The sequence below is a fragment of the Nostoc sp. WHI genome (assembly GCF_015714725.1).
Taxonomy (GTDB): Bacteria; Cyanobacteriota; Cyanobacteriia; order Cyanobacteriales; family Nostocaceae; genus Nostoc.
In genome coordinates this window covers 1-17177 of the sequence record NZ_WBKM01000107.1, presented here as the reverse complement: position 1 = coordinate 17177, position 17177 = coordinate 1, and the positions used below count along the sequence as shown (strand labels likewise).

General features: G+C 42.7%; 18 protein-coding genes. 6 read left to right on the top strand and 12 right to left on the bottom strand.

Going from position 1 to position 17177, the window contains the following annotated elements:
• Positions 1-353: helix-turn-helix domain-containing protein (locus F8S12_RS10630; RefSeq protein WP_196516259.1), on the bottom strand; the 353-nt coding region annotated here is incomplete at its 3' end.
• Positions 354-521: 168 nt separating this feature from the next.
• Positions 522-1805, bottom strand: coding sequence for a proton extrusion protein PcxA (locus F8S12_RS10625; protein WP_196516258.1), 1284 nt, complete (start codon positions 1803-1805; stop codon positions 522-524).
• A 379-nt stretch (positions 1806-2184) separates the two neighbouring features.
• On the opposite strand from F8S12_RS10625, the gene F8S12_RS10620 reads away from it, so the two are divergent.
• Both F8S12_RS10620 and F8S12_RS10615 read left to right on the top strand, forming a co-directional pair.
• On the top strand, positions 2185-3393 hold the full coding sequence (locus tag F8S12_RS10620; RefSeq protein ID WP_196516257.1) for a tetratricopeptide repeat protein: 1209 nt from the start codon (positions 2185-2187) through the stop codon (positions 3391-3393).
• Positions 3394-3805: 412 nt separating this feature from the next.
• Positions 3806-6019, top strand: coding sequence for a beta strand repeat-containing protein (locus F8S12_RS10615; protein WP_196516256.1), 2214 nt, complete (start codon positions 3806-3808; stop codon positions 6017-6019).
• On the opposite strand, the gene F8S12_RS10610 is transcribed toward F8S12_RS10615, so the two are convergent.
• Complete coding sequence (locus F8S12_RS10610; RefSeq protein ID WP_196516255.1) at positions 6016-6231, bottom strand: hypothetical protein; 216 nt, start codon at positions 6229-6231, stop codon at positions 6016-6018. The genes F8S12_RS10615 and F8S12_RS10610 overlap by 4 nt on opposite strands.
• A gap of 76 nt (positions 6232-6307) precedes the next feature.
• Here F8S12_RS10610 and F8S12_RS10605 point away from each other — a divergent pair, with 76 nt between their 5' ends.
• Together F8S12_RS10605 and F8S12_RS10600 are read left to right on the top strand one after the other, a co-directional pair.
• Entirely contained in the window at positions 6308-6601 is a 294-nt protein-coding gene (locus F8S12_RS10605; protein WP_196516262.1) for a type II toxin-antitoxin system HigB family toxin, read from the top strand.
• A gap of 13 nt (positions 6602-6614) precedes the next feature.
• Entirely contained in the window at positions 6615-6995 is a 381-nt protein-coding gene (locus F8S12_RS10600; protein WP_196516261.1) for a helix-turn-helix domain-containing protein, read from the top strand.
• Between the two features lie 7 nt (positions 6996-7002).
• Here the strand turns inward: F8S12_RS10600 and F8S12_RS10595 are convergent, their stop codons facing one another.
• Together F8S12_RS10595 and F8S12_RS10590 are read right to left on the bottom strand one after the other, a co-directional pair.
• Entirely contained in the window at positions 7003-7632 is a 630-nt protein-coding gene (locus F8S12_RS10595; protein WP_196516254.1) for a hypothetical protein, read from the bottom strand.
• A 224-nt stretch (positions 7633-7856) separates the two neighbouring features.
• Positions 7857-8060, bottom strand: coding sequence for a ribbon-helix-helix domain-containing protein (locus F8S12_RS10590; protein WP_230967933.1), 204 nt, complete (start codon positions 8058-8060; stop codon positions 7857-7859).
• 78 nt (positions 8061-8138) lie between these two features.
• Between F8S12_RS10590 and F8S12_RS10585 the strand changes: the two genes are divergently transcribed.
• Positions 8139-8384: a hypothetical protein gene (locus F8S12_RS10585; protein WP_230967932.1), complete on the top strand. Its 246-nt coding sequence runs from the start codon at positions 8139-8141 to the stop codon at positions 8382-8384.
• An 84-nt stretch (positions 8385-8468) separates the two neighbouring features.
• Here F8S12_RS10585 and F8S12_RS10580 read toward each other — a convergent pair whose 3' ends face one another.
• From F8S12_RS10580 to trpA, 6 genes are all read right to left on the bottom strand, one after another.
• On the bottom strand, positions 8469-9635 hold the full coding sequence (locus tag F8S12_RS10580) for a pyridoxal phosphate-dependent aminotransferase (RefSeq protein ID WP_196516251.1): 1167 nt from the start codon (positions 9633-9635) through the stop codon (positions 8469-8471).
• A 390-nt stretch (positions 9636-10025) separates the two neighbouring features.
• Complete coding sequence (gene aroF, locus F8S12_RS10575) at positions 10026-11117, bottom strand: 3-deoxy-7-phosphoheptulonate synthase (protein ID WP_196516250.1); 1092 nt, start codon at positions 11115-11117, stop codon at positions 10026-10028.
• A gap of 218 nt (positions 11118-11335) precedes the next feature.
• Entirely contained in the window at positions 11336-12433 is a 1098-nt protein-coding gene (gene trpD, locus F8S12_RS10570; protein WP_196516249.1) for an anthranilate phosphoribosyltransferase, read from the bottom strand.
• A gap of 18 nt (positions 12434-12451) precedes the next feature.
• Positions 12452-13681, bottom strand: coding sequence for a tryptophan synthase subunit beta (trpB, locus tag F8S12_RS10565; protein WP_196516248.1), 1230 nt, complete (start codon positions 13679-13681; stop codon positions 12452-12454).
• A gap of 50 nt (positions 13682-13731) precedes the next feature.
• Entirely contained in the window at positions 13732-14979 is a 1248-nt protein-coding gene (locus F8S12_RS10560) for a tyrosinase family protein (protein WP_196516247.1), read from the bottom strand.
• Positions 14980-15112: 133 nt separating this feature from the next.
• A complete protein-coding gene (trpA, locus tag F8S12_RS10555; protein ID WP_196516246.1) occupies positions 15113-15946 on the bottom strand; it encodes a tryptophan synthase subunit alpha in 834 nt (277 codons plus the stop codon).
• Positions 15947-16048: 102 nt separating this feature from the next.
• On the opposite strand from trpA, the gene F8S12_RS10550 reads away from it, so the two are divergent.
• A complete protein-coding gene (locus F8S12_RS10550; RefSeq protein ID WP_331001383.1) occupies positions 16049-16309 on the top strand; it encodes a hypothetical protein in 261 nt (86 codons plus the stop codon).
• A 7-nt stretch (positions 16310-16316) separates the two neighbouring features.
• On the opposite strand, the gene trpC is transcribed toward F8S12_RS10550, so the two are convergent.
• Positions 16317-17147 carry an indole-3-glycerol phosphate synthase TrpC gene (trpC, locus tag F8S12_RS10545; RefSeq protein ID WP_196516245.1) on the bottom strand — a complete coding sequence of 277 codons (831 nt, stop codon included), beginning with the start codon at positions 17145-17147 and terminating at the stop codon, positions 16317-16319.
• Positions 17148-17177: the final 30 nt, after the last annotated feature.

The following is a 17177-nucleotide window of genomic DNA, read 5'->3' as shown; positions in this document are numbered from 1 at the left end:
TCTTGTTTGTACTCCAGTTCACTCAGTTCCCAGCAGTTTTTGGTTTGCAGCCAACTCAACACTTCTTCTCGCTGTTCAGCACTCACGTAGCTTTTTCTGCCTTTGTAGTTCAAGCATAGTCCATTAATTCCATCCTGCTCATAGGCTTGTTTCCAGCCTGTTATCGAACCTAAAGACACATCTAGAATAGCTTGGATTTCTTCGTACAAGTAATCTTGGTAAACCAATTTAACTGCCAAAGCTTTTCTTGCTTCACGGGCATCACGACAAGCTGCTATGAAATTTTGTAACTCAGCGATCGCAGTTGCCACTCCTCCAGGTAGTGTTGCCGTTTGTAGATGCTGATTGATCATTGTCTGCTCTTACACTTTTACACTCATCCGTATTATCTCGTAATCTTTTTCAAAAATCAAATAGGATTCCTATAGTATAGTTGAAAACTTCTTCATAAGCATTCATATAATCATCCCAAAAGGCTCGTTCCCGGACATCGCTATTATAAGAATGCGGAATTCAAAATATTACTCGTCCATCTCTTTTAACGTAGCTAATGCTGACGGAGATAAGCGACTGAGATAGCGGAATATCCAGTATTTGACGATAGTGTTTAAAATTACAGGAAATGTTGCAATAAATAAAAAGATTACGTTTCTACTGGCTGGAAGACCTAAATGTTCTGCCAATTTTTCAAGAATGACCTCCCATCCATGCGGTGAGTGGAATCCTACGAATATATCTGTAAACAGAATAATTAAAAAAGCCTTAGCACTATCGCTAAGACCATAAACAATATTATCTATAAAAGATTTCACAGTCACAATTTCTCTTTTGCTCATAGCAATGACTACACCAAAAGAAATTAATGATATTAAATCTGCAAAAACATTGCTAATAGCGTTACTGGTTTCTATGCGAAAGTTATTAGCTATCTCAATTGCTTTATCTTTGATTTTTTCTTTTATTACTTCTGAAGAAAGTGGTGGCGCTTGATTGAGCAGATATTCAAATCTCATTTTCTGCTCAAAATTGTTAAATTCCTGGAGAGCTTGTTTTTCCATCTTATCATTGATGAAAATTTGAGTTTTACTGTCTCCCCTAACCTTTTCTACTATAGAAGTTACTAAAAGTTGTTTAGATAAATACTGAGTTAAAAGTGGTACAACAATTAGAGCTATTAAAAATCTTAAAGCAGTTTTTGTCCTATTTCTAGAAATTCGGTGTTTTCTGACAAACTCTTCTTCTGCCTCCGGGGCAAAATCTGCTTTAATTCTATTAACTGTTCTACCAATAGAACTCGGAAAAATTCCAAGTTTTTGAGATGGAGATGTAGCTTTAATATCTTTGATATTAGATGAGTCTGGCTGTTTGTTAATTTCGCTTAGATTAATTGGCAGAGGTTGAGAAGTTAATAATAATCCTTTGTTATTAATTAGTTCATTTTTGATAGCATACTTCTCTACAACTTCATCAATAACCTTTAAATTTTCTAACAAAATAGAATTAGACATATTGACAATTCCACGACTAAGCTGGAATTCCGCAAGCCTTATTCGGATAATAGTTAAATTTTTATCAAGGTATACTTGCCAGTAAGACATTACGTTTTCTGTATATTTTACCGATTCTGAAGAGATTTTTTTGCTGTCAAAGTATTGCATCTCAATGTTTTTAATTCTCTGAGCTGCTTGGTGAGCTTCTAAGAGTGCCCTTTCTGGTGTACCTACAAACCAATGGTTAAACGATCGCAAGTATTGTTTGAGCTTTCGCTGAAGTAATTTTGCTGTTTTTGCGAATGAATCTTTCATTGCATATATGGCTATTTTATACTTTGCTTAAATAAACATTAAAAATTGGTAATAGTTAGTTAATAAAATTATTAACTAACTATTTTAGATAAATCTGTTATTTTGAGTGTACACCTATTTAGAGTGCTAGGTACAGGTAAAGGTAAAGGTCGATGCCCAAGCCTACTAAGCTGTTCCACATTTAACTTGCATAATTAGGGGGGGTATCTTAACCCACCCCACAAGATTGGGTAATTTATTTGTTGGAAATCCTTTGAGCTTCGTAGACGAGCCTTTGGGCTTCGTAATTAAGGTACTAAGTAGGGCATTAGGCATTGGTTACTAATTCTTATCTTCCACTCCCCATTTTTAAAACAGTAAATTAAATGACGATTGGCTTATGAGTTTGAGTCTATGCATGATTGTGAAAAATGAAGCAGCAACACTGCCTAAATGCCTGAGCAGTGTGAAAAAAGTGGTGGATGAAATGGTAGTCTTGGATACAGGCTCAATTGATCGCACTCCCTATATTGCTCAACAGTTTGGTGCTAAAGTCCATCATTTTAAATGGTGTGATGACTTTAGTGCTGCTCGTAACGCAGCTCTAAAATATGTGACTGGTGATTGGATTCTGGTATTGGATGCTGATGAAACTTTGACACCAGCAATTGTACCGCAGTTGCAAGAAGCGATCGCTAGGGACGAATACTTGCTAATCAACCTTGTCCGCCACGAAGTCGGTGCCGAACAATCTCCTTATTCTCTAGTTTCAAGACTATTCCGCAATCATCCAGATATTCGCTTTGAGCGCCCTTATCATGCCTTAGTGGATGATACTGTTTCAGCAATTTTAACGAAAGAACCCCATTGGCAGGTAGGTTATTTGCCAGGAGTGGCAATTTTACACGCAGGATATCAAAAAAGTGCGATCGCTCAAAATAATAAATATGCCAAAGCCGCAGCAGCGATGGAAGGGTTTATCGCTACGCATCCTGATGATCCTTATGTTTGCAGTAAGTTGGGAGCGTTGTATGTGGAAACTGGGAAAATTACCCAAGGGATGGAGTTACTCAGACGAGGGTTACACCAGATGAGTGTAAGTCGCACAGGCGGCGAGGAAAATTACGATGTTTTGTATGAACTCCATTACCATTTAGGCATTGCTTACAGCCGATTAAAAAATTCTCCACAAGCTATTTCGCACTATCAAGCTGCTATCAAATTGCCAATTTATCCTATGATCAAATTAGGAGCATACAATAACCTGGGTAACTTACTCAAAGCAGCCGGAGATTTCAACGGTGCGAAAACTGCTTATGCCACAACTTTGAAGATTGACCCTAGTTTTGTATTTGGACATTATAATTTAGCGATGATATTTAAGGCTTTGGGTTTATTTACAGACGCGATCGCATATTATCAAAATGCCATCGAGCTAAATCCAAACTATGCTGAAGCTTATCAAAACTTAGGGGTAGTGTTGCTCAAAGTTGGGAATCATCAAGATAGTTTGACAGCTTTTAGAAAAGCGATCGCTCTTCATGAAAGATATAATCCCGAAGAAGCCAAAAGACTACGGCAAGCGTTGCGGGAGATGGAGTTGATGTAAACAAGAGAGAGTTTTTAACTATTGACCATTGCTTTTGTGATGTGGGCTATAGAAGTCCTAAATCATTTGTGAAAGCTGCTCTTTCTTTTCTTCTCTGCGAGACGCTGCGCGTTGGCGGAAGCCTCTCGTAGAGATGGCGGTTCGTTAATTTTTATAACTTCTACCATGTCCGACTTAATACTTATGTCATTGCGAGGGTCGCGCGGCAATCTCAAACCTTTACGATTGCTTCATTCCACTTCATTGCATTGCCCTGCGATGAGGCGATTTCATAGTTTAGAGTGTAGCTCTTCACACAAACTTCATATCCAATGTGTTCTGGAAAACATCCAGCGTAGACAATTTAATGATTTATTTATGCTTGTCTAGATTCAAATCCAGGCACGTACCATAACGCAAGGAAAATAAGTACATGGCTACATCTCTTGAATTGGTGGAAGATCAGATCGCTAAAGATGATACCGTCTTGCCTGTACTCAACCTTGATACCTTAAGTGATGACTTACTCTCGGGCAAGGTAGATGCTGCTGATTTCGCTCGTCAGTTCAGTAATCCAGATTTTGTCAAAGCAAGCCAATTGGCTAACCCACCCGCTGAAGTTATTACAACTACTAGCGATGCAGCGATCGATTTTGTTGTCGAACTTGCTCCTGACGTAGTAAATGACCCGGTTGCCTTCCAGACATTCTTGACCGCTAATGAGTTGTCCTCAACTGACGCAGTTTTAACCTCCTCCAAGACTGATTCCACGCTGGCATCTGCCGATTTTGCAGCTGCTCCCATCGCTCTCAACCTGGTTCACATCATTAATGGAACTATTGATGATGACATTTTGATTGGTAAAGCCACCAATGATTATATTTTTGGTCTGGCTGGTAGAGATCTGCTGTTCGGGGAAGACGGGGATGACTTCCTTTTTGGAGGTGATGGCAGTGATATCCTACTCGGTGGAATCGGTGACGATAATCTGTTCGGCGAAAGAGGAAATGACATTCTGTTTAATGACGCAGGCAATGATAACCTCATCGGTGGTGCTGGTAATGATTACTTTTACGTATTAGATCCCAGTGGCAGCAGCCTGCTAAATGGTGAAAATGGGATTGACACGGCTGACTACAGTATTTTAAGTCAGGCAATTACTCTGAAATCTACTGGAACCGTAACCAAAGGAATTGGGTTTGGTACAGATCAACTGGTTCAAGTCGAGAAAATTTTTGCAACTTCATCACTCAACGACTGGATTGATGCATCTGATGCAATCAGTCCAACCTCAGTAACCGTTGATTTATCGGCCCTTTCCAGTTCCTTGGTTATTAATAATGTTCCTGGTCTGGGAACGCTCACCTTCTCGGTTAGCGGTTTTGAGAATGTCAGAGGTACGGCTCAAGACGACAGCATTACTGGTGACAATTTTAATAACATTCTCAGTGGCGGTGCTGGCAACGACGTGTTTGGTGGTAGTCGGGGCAATGATACCATCAACGGTGATGCAGGTATTGACACAGCAAACTACAGTGCGCTGGGACAAACCATTGTTCTTGGTTCCACGGGTACCATCACTAAAGCAGGTGGATTTGGTATTGACCAGTTGAACGAGGAGATTGAAACCATCACGGCTTCTACCCTACTAGGCGATACAATTGATTTCTCCACTGCAACGGGTAGCACCAGCATTACAGCAAATCTGGGTGCCAATAGCTTGACTGTGAACAATTTTCCTGGTTTAGGAACGGTCAACCTCACTGTTAACAACTTTGAGAATGTGACAGGTACGGCTCAAGACGACAGCATTACTGGCAATATTGGCAACAACATTCTCAGTGGCGGTGCTGGCAACGATGTGTTTGGTGGTAGTCGGGGCAATGATATCATCAACGGTGATGCAGGCATTGACACAGTAGACTATAGTGCGCTGGGACAAACCATTGTTCTTGGTTCGACGGGTACCATCACTAAAGCAGGTGGATTTGGTATTGACCAGTTGAACGAGGAGATTGAAACCATCACGGCTTCTACCCTACTAGGCGATACAATTGATTTCTCCACTGCAACGGGTAGCACCAGCATTACAGCAAATCTGGGTGCCAATAGCTTGACTGTGAACAATTTTCCTGGTTTAGGAACGGTCAACCTCACTGTTAACAACTTTGAGAATGTGACAGGTACGGCTCAAAACGACATCATTACTGGCAATACTGCCAACAACATTCTCAGTGGCGGTGCTGGCAACGATTTCTTAACGGGTGGTGCTGGTAGGGATACTCTTATCGGTGGCAGTGGTGTTGATATCTTAGCTGGCGGTGCTGGTAACGATCAGTTCAACTTCTCAAATCCTGCGGAAGGTTCAGATATCATCACTGATTTTGCCTTTATCCCTGATACGATCGCGGTTTCTGCCTCTGGTTTTGCTGGTGGTCTAACGCTAGGTATCCTTTCAAGTCTTCAGTTCTTTACAGGTACCTCTGCAACAACCGCTGATCAGAGGTTTATCTATAATAATTTGACGGGTGGATTGTTCTTTGATGTTGATGGTAATGGTACTGCTACACAACAGCAGATTGCTAGCCTAACTCCTCTTCCTCTTCCTCCAATCCTGACATCCAGTAATATCCTAGTAATTGCTTAACTAATGATGCTATCCTGAGTCTGCTGTTGCAAAGCAAAGCGAGAGTAGCCCCAGTGTCGGGAAATGGGCGGTTTAACAAATTTTGAGGGTTTAAGTCCCCTACTTCTATAAGCAGCGCGTTTAGTGTCGGGTCTAAAGCCCCGACAGCGAACATAACAATCGCTTCTTCTAGACGTTGGCGTAAGTCTGGTAAGGAAGTCAGTAATTGTCATTTGTCATTTGTCATTTGTCATTGGTAAAGGTTTTAAGTATATTTATGTTTCGTGATGCTGTAATTAGAATCTCATGATGCAAATCATTGCCCGCAGCACGTTACGAAAGTTCTGGGAAGCATATCCCGATGCCGAACAGCCATTAAAGGCTTGGTTTGATGAAGCATCTCGTGCAGAATGGGATAGTCCGGCAAATATCAAAACCATTTATCGCAATGCCAGTATTATTGCTAATAACCGTGTTGTTTTTAATATAAAAGGCAATGATTACCGCTTAATTGTTCACGTTCGTTATAATATCGGAATTATTTTTATTCGTTTTATCGGAACCCATAAAGAATACGATAACGTAGATGCAACAAGTATTTGAGGCAGTCATATCTATGCTTGAACACCGTCCAATCCGTACCGAAGCTGATTATCGTGCTGCACTTGCTGAAATTGAAAAATTGTTTGATGCGGAACTAAACACACCAGAGTCCGACTGTTTAGAAGTTTTAACTACGCTTGTGGAAGCATACGAGCAAAGGCATTACCCAATCGAAGCACCAGATCCTATCGAAGCAATCTTATACTATCTCGAATCCCGTGGGTTATCTGTAGATGAATTAGGTTCTGTTATTGGCAGTAAAGCAGAAATTGCCGACATTTTGCATCGCAAGCAAGCGTTAACGTTGGAGATGATTCGGGGTTTGCATAAACAATTAGGGATTCCGGCACAGATTTTGATTCAACCATACCCTTTGATGCAAAATTCAGCTTGATGGTGATTTAACCTTGCATTAAAATTCCTACTAAAATCTGCATTAAGATTTCTAAATCAGTTGGCACTCGATACAACATTAAATCTTGACTTACTTTTTGTGCTTGACGATCAAAACTACCAAACTGCCAAATATCCCCAGTAGTTACAGCACCATACAAGATTGGCTCATCTGATTCTACCCACGTATCTAAGGCAATCAATTCCGTTGCTAGCTGGGTAAATCCTCGTGTTAAGTCTGCCTGTTTTGCTTCTACCACCAAAATATTGTGTTTTGACTGAAGATAGTAATCTAAGTCGCCTCTGAGATACTGGTTAACCTCAATGGAGTACTCAATATTAACTATTGCTTTTGTAATGTGGGCTACTTCTAATAAAATGGGTGCGATTAATACCTCACGTCTAGCTGCTTCACTCGTTAGACTAACACAAGCGATCGCTTCTTCTAGGCGTTGGCGTAAGTCTGGTAAGCGAGTCAGTAATTCTGAAGCAGCAACAGGTAAATTAATTGTTGCTTTAGTTAAAGTTACTCCTAATTCCCGCAAAATATCGGCGGGAGCAAATTTCATTAGGAAATAGCTGCGGAATGTGTAGAATTCATTCGGTTTAAGTATTGGGGGACGGTGACGTTCATTCATGGGAACTTCCGTAAATAACCAAACGATATGAGTTTGCAACAATACATTCTTGATTCTATTTCCTCAAAACCTGGGAATTATTTTTAGCTGTTTGGTTGTTCCTGTTCTAAAATCCTCTCAATATTTCTCCCAGCATAGAGAACCCGCAAAATTTGGATATTTTAGTCTTGTTCAAAGTAAAAAACTAGATACTTTTGAAAACCCTTGATAGCCCACTTACATAACTATGTGCGTTTTTGATGCCACCATTCATCATTTACTTCGATAGCTTCTCCACTTTCCAGTCCGGCAATTAAAAGTGACTCTAAATGTTCTTTATCCTTACGTTTTTGGTCTTGATGGATTAACTCTTGAAGGTACTCACTTACGGAATTGTAACCACCTTTGGTCACTTGTTCCTCAACAAAGGCTTTCATTGAATCGGTCAAAGAAATATTTATGCTGCTCATAGGGATACATACTTATCGTACCAAGGTTTAATCTTGTTAATATTCTAGCCCTATGAAGTGAGAGTAAGATATGGGGAGAGGGCAAGGCGAGAGAAAATCAGACTTCGAGCTTTGAACTTGGAAGTTCGAGCTTGGAACTCGGAACGCCGAGCTTGGAACTCGGAACGCCGAGCTTGGAACTCGGAACGTCGAGCTTGGAACTTGGAACGCCGAGCTTGGAACTTGGAACGTCGAGCTTGGAACTCGGAACGCCGAGCTTGGAACTCGGAACGCCGAGCTTGGAACTCGGAACGTCGAGTTTAAAAATGAAATCCACCCGTTCTGAGTCGAAAAGGTGGAGTTAAAAAGTTGGAGAGTTGGTAAATTCTCCTCACAAATGACAACTAACTAAATACGCGACTTGACAAATTTCTCTAATCTATCCATTCCTTTTTCAATCGTCGCCATATCTGTAGCGTAGGAAAGGCGAATGTTGTCATCAGCGCCAAAAGCAATTCCGGGAATGACTGCAACTTGATGTTGTTCGAGCAAAGCGTCACAAAATTCTAGGGATTTTAGATTAGTTTTGCTGATATCAGGGAACAGATAAAAAGCGCCATCTGGTTTTGCGGTACTCAATCCGGGAATAGCGTTGAGTCTGTCTAACATTACGTGTCGGCGTTTGGCGAAGGCTTGGCGCATTTCTTCAACACAATCTTGCGAACTTTGTAGCGCAGCGATCGCACCATATTGGGCAAAGGTACACACGTTAGATGTACTATGTCCTTGGATGGTACTCGCTGCTTTAATGATTTCCACTGGCCCCGCTAAATAACCAAGTCTCCACCCAGTCATTGAATAAGCTTTCGCAAACCCACTACTAATCAAAGTGCGGTCAAAAATTTCCTTCCCAAGAGAACCGATGCTGATATGTTCTGCACCGTCGTAGAGAATCTTTTCGTAAATCTCATCAGAGACGACAAAGATATCTGCATCAATTACTACCTGCGCCAGTGCTTTAATTTCATCTGGCGTGTAAACCATTCCTGTAGGATTAGATGGCGAGTTGAGGATAAATAACTTCGTCTTCGGCGTGATTGCTTTACGCAGTTGTTCGGGAGTAATTTTATAGCCCGTGGTTGCATCTGTAGACACAATTACCGGAACTCCACTAACTAAAGTCACCATTTCGGGATAACTTAGCCAGTAGGGTGCAGGGATAATTACCTCATCACCTGGATCAATCAGCGCCACCATTAAATTGTACAGAGAATGCTTACCGCCATTAGTGACGATCACATTTTCCGATTTATAATCAAGACCGTTATCAATTTTAAGCTTACGGGCGATCGCTTCCCTTAACTTTGGTTCTCCGGCGGCGGCACCGTATTTGGTTTTGCCTTCATCCAAAGCCTTTACTGCTGCGGCTTTAATGTGCGCCGGGGTATCAAAATCTGGTTCTCCAGCGCTAAAACTACAAACGTCTATTCCTTCAGCCTTCAGTGCCTTAGCCTTGGCTGCGATCGCTAAGGTTAATGAAGGTGTTACCTGACTTACTCTTGCTGCCAGCTTCATTCTTACTTTTTTTTGGCAAATCTTTCACTTATCTAAGGATATCCCAGAATCTCTACCGAAATTTGACTTTTCAGAATTCCTTAGCTGGTACGCACCCTACATACATTTAGATTTTTTCAGAAATAAAATCGGATTGCTATAGTCAGGAGTCTTTGATGAGTATTTATATTATTCGACCCTAAACAACATCACTAGCGCGATCGCTAAAACTTGGATTTAGAAAATTTACACCGGAAAGTCGTGAGGCGCAAGTTGTAGAAGTTGTAAATTTTTGGTAAGAAGATCCAGTGCAGGTGTGGAAATAGAAAGCAGGAGAGCAAGAAATAATTTCCTCTCCTGCTTTAAAAAATCGACTTTGTTACGAATTATCCACTTTGATAATTTTGGCAGTTAAGAGATCGTAGCTTTCATTAAAGACACACCGATGTTATCAAATGTAGGTGTAGACCAGCGATCAACTACTTTGCCTATAACTGACATTTCTTGAACCAAGCGGTCAAATTTCTCAGGGGTGAGAGACTGGGGGCCATCGGATAAAGCCTTAGCTGGATTGGGGTGAACTTCAATCATTAAGGCATCTGTACCAGCTGCGATCGCAGCCATTGCCATAGATGGAACATATTCAGACCTACCCGTACCATGACTAGGATCAATCATAATTGGTAAATGGGTAAGCGATCGCAACACCGGAAGCACCGATAAATCTAAGGTATTGCGGGCATATTTCCCATCAAAGGTTCTAATTCCCCGCTCACAAAGAATCACATTGGGATTTCCTGATGCCAAAATATATTCTGCCGCCATCAACCACTCGTCAATTGTTGCAGACATCCCGCGCTTCAGCAGCACTGGTTTATCTTGAGCGCCGACCTTTTTGAGCAAGGAGAAGTTGTGCATATTCCTAGCTCCGATTTGGATCACGTCAGCTATTCTTGCCACTGCTGATAAATCGGCAGCATCCATGAGTTCTGTGATGATACCCAAACCAGTAGCTTCACGCGCTGCTGCTAACAAATCTAAAGCGCTTTCACCATAACCTTGAAACGCATAAGGTGAAGTGCGGGGTTTGTAAGCTCCGCCCCGGAGAAACTTTGCTCCTGCTGCCTTGACTCGCTTTGCTGTCTCGACAATCATCGCTTCACTTTCAACGGAACAAGGCCCGGCTACTATTACGATGGGATGATGCTCTCCGAAATAAACACGACCGTTAGGCGTGGGTACAACGACTTCGCTAGCTTCTCCATGTCGGAATTCTCGACTAACCCGTTTGAAAGGTTGTTGCACTCGTAATACTTGCTCAATCCAAGGGCTGAACTCCTGTACCTGCAATTTATCGATGCTAGAAGTATCACCAATCATCCCCAGCACAACTTTATGAGTGCCAATGCTTTTTTCTACAGTGACTCCCCAAGTGTCATTTAGTTCTTGGCTGATGCGAGTGATTTCTTCAACAGGTGTACCGGTCTTAAGTATGATAATCATCTATTTTTCCTTCGTTTAGTTCCTGGGTGTAATCAACTTAAAATGAAACCTAGTCTAAAAGCCGCTTTGACACATTCCCTCGTTCCCAGCCTCAGGCTGGGAATGCCATCCTTGAGGCTCCGCCTCGTTTATTTAATTAGCGGCAGCAGCCCAATGAAGTGCATTTCCAAGTTGCACCTGGAAACGAGAGGTTTAAATAACTTAGTGGCTCTTAGGAATTAGCGCAAAAATTCCGCAAGTTGTTCTAATTTCGTCCAAGCAGCGCCGCTTTGCAGAATTTCCTTAGCAAGGGCAATACCTTTGACACAACCTGCTAAAACATCAGTTTCGCCATCAATAGCTTCACCAACTTGCAGTGCTAGCGCTGTATTTAAAGCGACTACATCCTGCTGTGCTTGAGTACCTTTACCTTGGAGAACTGCCTTTAAGATTTCGGCATTTTCTTGGACATCTCCACCGCGCAACGCCGCAGTTGGTGCAAAATCCAGACCAAGTTCTTGGGGATTGAGCGTTAGACAACGGACTTTTTTGTTTTGGAGTACAGCCAAGTCAGTGACATCAGCCAAACCAGCTTCATCTAACCGTTCGCGTCCGTGGAGGGCGATCGCTTGCTGACATCCCAATTGAGATAAAGCTTGAACAATCTCTTCTAGTAAAAGCGGATCATTGACACCAATAATCTGCCCTGTCGGCCGCATGGGATTTACTAGCGGGCCGAGCAAGTTAAAAACAGTCCGCACTTTCAAAGTTTTCCGCAAAGTGGCGACTGCCTTTAGTGCAGGATGCCAGCCGGGAGCAAACAAAAAGGTGATTCCAACTTCACCCACTGCGCCTTGGACTTTCTCAGGAGTGGCGTTGAGATTTATACCCAAAGCTTCCAACACATCAGCCGAACCAGTCTTGCTAGATGCGGAACGATTGCCATGCTTGGCAACTTTTACCCCTGCGGCTGCGGCAACAAAGGCCACAGAAGTAGAGATATTAAAGGTTGAAGCTCCATCTCCACCAGTTCCACAAGTATCTATTAGGGGAGTGGGGAATGGGGAGTAGGGAGTAGGGGAAGAAGATTGGGATTGTAGGACGCTGGCCATGCCGACTAATTCTTCGGCAGATACGCCTTTAGCTTGAATTGCAGCTAAAATCGCTCCTGATAGTACGTCGGGAATGGCATCTGTGAGCCAACCCTGCATCAAATCCGCAGCTTGGGAAACCGTCAACGATTGCCGATCAAACAACTGTTGCAATAAAGCTGGCCAGTTGGAGAATTCAGAAGTGACGGGGATGTTGTCGGTTAAGGTTTTAGTTACAGCTATCATGTTTGTTAACAGGAGAAATTAAGGAATTAAGACTTTGGCGACGGTTTGCACATCCTTGTCACCTCTGCCTGAGCAGTTGATGACGATGCGGGGACTGCCTTCTAACTGAGGACAAAGGGTTTCTAGATAAGCGATCGCATGAGCAGTTTCTAAGGCGGGAATAATCCCTTCTAGTTGCGAAAGTCTTTGAAACGCATCTAATGCTTGCTGATCAGTGACGCTGTAATACTCAGCGCGACCAAGATCCTTTAAATAACTATGCTCAGGCCCAACGCCGGGATAGTCCAGTCCGGCACTAATTGAATGGGCTTCGATGACTTGACCATCATCATCTTGCAGTAAATAGCTCATCGCACCATGCAACACACCTACTCTTCCTTTTGTCAAGGTAGCTGCGTGCTTTTCTGTATTTACACCTTCACCCGCCGCCTCTACTCCAATTAAGCGGACTGAAGATTCATCCATAAACTCATGGAACAAGCCGATGGCATTGGAACCTCCACCCACGCAAGCCAGTAGAATATCGGGTAATCCTCCCCATTTCTCTTGACACTGAGCGCGACTTTCTACACCAATTACAGCATGGAAATCACGCACGATCATCGGGTAGGGATGGGGGCCTGCAACAGAACCCAGGATGTAATGAGTTGTTTCTACATTCGTTACCCAATCCCGAATTGCTTCCGAAGTTGCATCCTTGAGTGTTCCGGTACCTGCTTCTACTGGACGCACTTCTGCACCCATCAACTTCATGCGGAACACGTTCAGGGATTGGCGTCCCATATCGTGGACACCCATGTAAATCACACATTTCAAACCAAACCGCGCGCATACAGTTGCAGTCGCTACGCCATGTTGACCTGCACCCGTCTCTGCAATAACCCGTTGCTTGCCCATGCGCTTGGCTAGCAACACCTGAGCTAGAGCATTGTTGATTTTGTGAGCGCCTGTATGATTTAAATCTTCACGCTTTAAGTAGATTTGCACCCCTGTGCCATCTGGTCTAGCGTAGTTTTTTGTGAGGCGTTCAGCAAAATATAATGGGCTGGGTCGTCCCACATAGTCACGCATTAAGTTTTGCAGTTCCGCTTGGAAACTCGGCTCATCACGATATTGATGATATGCTGCTTCCAATTCAGTTAATGCAGGCATTAAGGTTTCGGGGACGTATTTACCGCCGAACTTGCCAAATCTGCCTAAAGAATCAGGTTGTCGAATTGCAGTCTTGATGTCTTGTATGCTTACCACAGTTGAAAATCCTTTAACATTTAAGTATTTTTTACTCGCGTTCTAACTTTTTAGAACTTATTCCACAGATGAAATTCTCTTGGCGTTTCCTTTTTAAAGGTTTTGTAGGTATAACCCAGTTTTGTGTGATTCAAAACGTCTAGAGGTCGCACCAAATCCTTAGAGTCAATATTTGGTAAAAGGGATAGTAAATTTCCCAACGCCGTAGCTTTCGGGGTAGACATACCGCCATCCCAAGGCCACATCAGGTCTTTAAGATTGTGTCCATAAGGCTGACCATTAGCAGGATAAAAATCGCTACCTTGATGACCGTTGTCTTGCCATTCAGCCCAGAGGCGATCTGCGTTTGCATGATGCAACCAAAATACTGGGTCATAGGGCGAACTTGGGATATTGCTCATAGTACCCAGACTCTTAAACTTTATGGGTGTCGTACTTGCATCTATCTGTACCCCACCAACTAAACCATGAATGTAGTTGTGTAGGAATCCTCCTGGGGTAACTTTACCCTGCTCATCTACAGAGATAAATCCTTCCAAAGCAGGGCGAAATAGAGAATAGTTATTAAGACGAAGGGCACGCTCAATATCTTTTTTGGGCAGAGGGTAATCACTGGCAGGAGGTAATCTTAGAAAGCGTACAAGTGATGTACCTAATGATGTTTCGGTATCTGGGTCGATGTTTAATGCTGGATTCATCACCCAGCCATTAGCAGCAGAAAAAGCCCCAGACTGTACAGCGCCGCCTGTAAAAGTTCCCTGATTTGGAATTTTAATGGTTACTCCTTGACCGTTAGAACCAAGAAAGTCATCGTTAAAAATTACATCAAGTGCTTTAGCGTCAGTCCAATCCCAGTATGGCAGACTAACAGTTGGGTCTACTGCTTGCAGAGCTTGTTCAAATCTGCGGATATATTCTCGATGCCAAGGGAAAAATGCGGCATTTTCATGAGCAAGTTCCTGAACTGAACCATCGGAATGCCCTTTATGGTTATGAATCAAGCGTGTTGCCCCTATATGTATGGCAACGAATTGGTCGTAAATACTAAGCTTGCTACCTGCGGGAATTACAGTTTTTAAGGTTTTGATCGCCTTGACAAAGGCTGTTTTCTCTGGTGGTGTCAGCTCGGTTACGTTCTTTCTTACAGCTAAGTGAGCCTGTTGTCTTAGAACATGATCCCAATGGTATTTGTATTGTCCGTGGTCAACGGGCTTATGGGCGAAGACTGTAAGCGCGCAGGCGCTAACTAGAAGTAGGCTATAAATAAATATTCTGACGGATTTCAGCAGGACTTTCATTATCTTAATCGAAGCAGGGGGCAGGGGTAAGCAAGTTCGTAGTAAGGACTTTAGTCCTTATTTTCTAAGCACTAAAGTGCTTACTACAAACGCTCAAAACTAGCTTGACAAAGTACTAAGTCTGCGGATAAATTTATCTCACCTCTTGGAGAGATGGACTTTCGCGCCGACTTTCTGTGATGGCTGATTTCAGTTCCCGACAAAATTGTTCTACAGCTTGCAATCCTTCAGTTGGGCTGCCTTCAGCTAACCGTTTAACAAAGGCACTACCAACAATCACCGCATCTGCACCCCATTCTTTTACTTGGTGTGCTTGTTCTGGATCTGAGATGCCAAAACCAACGCCAATAGGTTTATCGGTGACGCTTCGCAAGTCTGTAATTAAATGCTTTACGCGGTCTTGGATTTGAGCGCGGATACCTGTAACGCCTGTAACGCTCACCAGGTAGATAAAACCTTGAGATTTACGAGCGATCGCTTCAATTCTATCTCTAGAACTGGTGGGAGCTACGAGTAAAATGACCTCAATTCCGAAAGATGCAGCAGTCTGGATTAATTCTTCTGACTCTTCTAAGGGTAAGTCTGGTACTACCAATCCTTTCACCCCAGCAGTGGCAATTTCTCCCAAAAATGGTTTGATACCCCGGTACAAAATGGGATTGTAGTAAGTAAATAGAATGACTGGCGCTTTCAGGCTAGGACTCACTGTGTGCAACATCTCTAGCACTTGCTCTAATTTAGTGCCTTTTTGTAAAGCGCGGGTTGCTGCTGCTTGAATCACAGGCCCATCTGCCAAAGGATCGGAGTAGGGAACGCCCAACTCGATGAAGTCAGCACCATTGCGATCTAAAATGCGTAAAGCCTCGGCAGTGGTTTCTAAGTCAGGATCGCCGGCTGTGATAAAGGGGATTAAAGCACACTGTTGGCGATCGCGTAAAGTTTGAAAGTAAGCGGAGATAGAAGTCATTCTGAAAAATAGTTAATGATTAGTTAATCGTTCTGGAATAATCAACAATTCGCAATTAGCGATACTCACGCTATATTTTTTGTCATCGAGTCTTTGATACTCGTGAACGAGTCTTTGATACTCGTGAGCGAGTCTTTGATACTCGTGAACGAGTCTTTGATACTCGTGAACGAGTCTTTGATACTCATGAACGAGTCTTTGATACTCATGAACGAGTCTTTGATACTCGTGAACGAGTCTTTTATACTCGTGAGCGAGTATTTTATCTCCGTGAACGAGTCTTTTATACTCGTGAGCGAGTATTTTATCTCCGTCAACGAGTCTTTTATACTCATCAACGAGTATCAGAGCTTCATTTTTTAAGCTCCCTTCAGGACTCAGCCTTTAAAAGACTACGCACAGCTTGTTCTACATCGCTTTGTTTAATTAAAGACTCTCCAATCAAAACTGCACGGGCACCAGCCTGAGCGACAAGAGATAAATCAGCAGGTGTATACAGTCCAGACTCACTGACGACGGTGATATCTAAGCTTTGCAAATATTGCTGTCGCTGTGTTAAAAGTTGCTGTGTTGTTTTTAAATCAAGGGTAAAATCTTCTAAATTGCGATTGTTGATTCCTAATAAACGTAAGTCGTCAAGCTTTAGCACTCGATCCAGTTCAGCCAAAGTATGGACTTCTACCAGTGCATTCATGCCCAAATCATGAATCAATCGCAAAAAATCTTGGAGTTCTTGGTCTGATAAAATAGCAGCAATCAACAAGACTGCATCTGCACCCGATGTCCGTGCTAAATATATTTGATAGGGGTCAATGATAAACTCCTTGCACAGTAGAGGTAATGCAACCTGCGATCGCACACGACGCAGATTATCAAAACTACCCTGAAAAAACTTTTGGTCAGTCAGCACTGATAGACAAGCTGCACCACCTCTTTCATAGGCTTGAGCGATGGCTACTGGATCAAAATCTGCGCGGATAATCCCACGGCTTGGCGATGCTTTTTTAACCTCAGCAATTAAGCTGGGTTGGCTAGGATTTTCCTGCAAAGCAGTCAAGAAATTTCGCACAGATGGAGCCGTATTTAACTGTTGTCGCAAAGAAGCTAAAGGCAATTCTTGCTGCATTTGTGCAACTTCTTGCTTTTTATGCAACACAATGTCTTCAAGAATATGGCGAGGAGGGGCAACTGGGTTAATCATAATTTCTTAGGGGAAGTGGGGAGTAGGGAG

Bases quoted from the DNA above. Each gene is read 5' to 3' on its own strand.
- F8S12_RS10605 (WP_196516262.1), top strand. From the start codon at position 6,308: ATGCAAATCATTGCCCGCAGCACGTTACGAAAGTTCTGGGAAGCATAT.
- trpD (WP_196516249.1), bottom strand. From the start codon at position 12,433: ATGATAGCTGTAACTAAAACCTTAACCGACAACATCCCCGTCACTTCT.
- F8S12_RS10595 (WP_196516254.1), bottom strand. From the start codon at position 7,632: ATGAATGAACGTCACCGTCCCCCAATACTTAAACCGAATGAATTCTAC.
- F8S12_RS10620 (WP_196516257.1), top strand. From the start codon at position 2,185: ATGAGTTTGAGTCTATGCATGATTGTGAAAAATGAAGCAGCAACACTG.
- F8S12_RS10600 (WP_196516261.1), top strand. From the start codon at position 6,615: ATGCTTGAACACCGTCCAATCCGTACCGAAGCTGATTATCGTGCTGCA.
- F8S12_RS10610 (WP_196516255.1), bottom strand. From the start codon at position 6,231: ATGACAATTACTGACTTCCTTACCAGACTTACGCCAACGTCTAGAAGA.
- trpC (WP_196516245.1), bottom strand. From the start codon at position 17,147: ATGATTAACCCAGTTGCCCCTCCTCGCCATATTCTTGAAGACATTGTG.
- aroF (WP_196516250.1), bottom strand. From the start codon at position 11,117: ATGATTATCATACTTAAGACCGGTACACCTGTTGAAGAAATCACTCGC.
- F8S12_RS10625 (WP_196516258.1), bottom strand. From the start codon at position 1,805: ATGAAAGATTCATTCGCAAAAACAGCAAAATTACTTCAGCGAAAGCTC.
- F8S12_RS10580 (WP_196516251.1), bottom strand. From the start codon at position 9,635: ATGAAGCTGGCAGCAAGAGTAAGTCAGGTAACACCTTCATTAACCTTA.
- trpA (WP_196516246.1), bottom strand. From the start codon at position 15,946: ATGACTTCTATCTCCGCTTACTTTCAAACTTTACGCGATCGCCAACAG.
- F8S12_RS10560 (WP_196516247.1), bottom strand. From the start codon at position 14,979: ATGAAAGTCCTGCTGAAATCCGTCAGAATATTTATTTATAGCCTACTT.
- F8S12_RS10615 (WP_196516256.1), top strand. From the start codon at position 3,806: ATGGCTACATCTCTTGAATTGGTGGAAGATCAGATCGCTAAAGATGAT.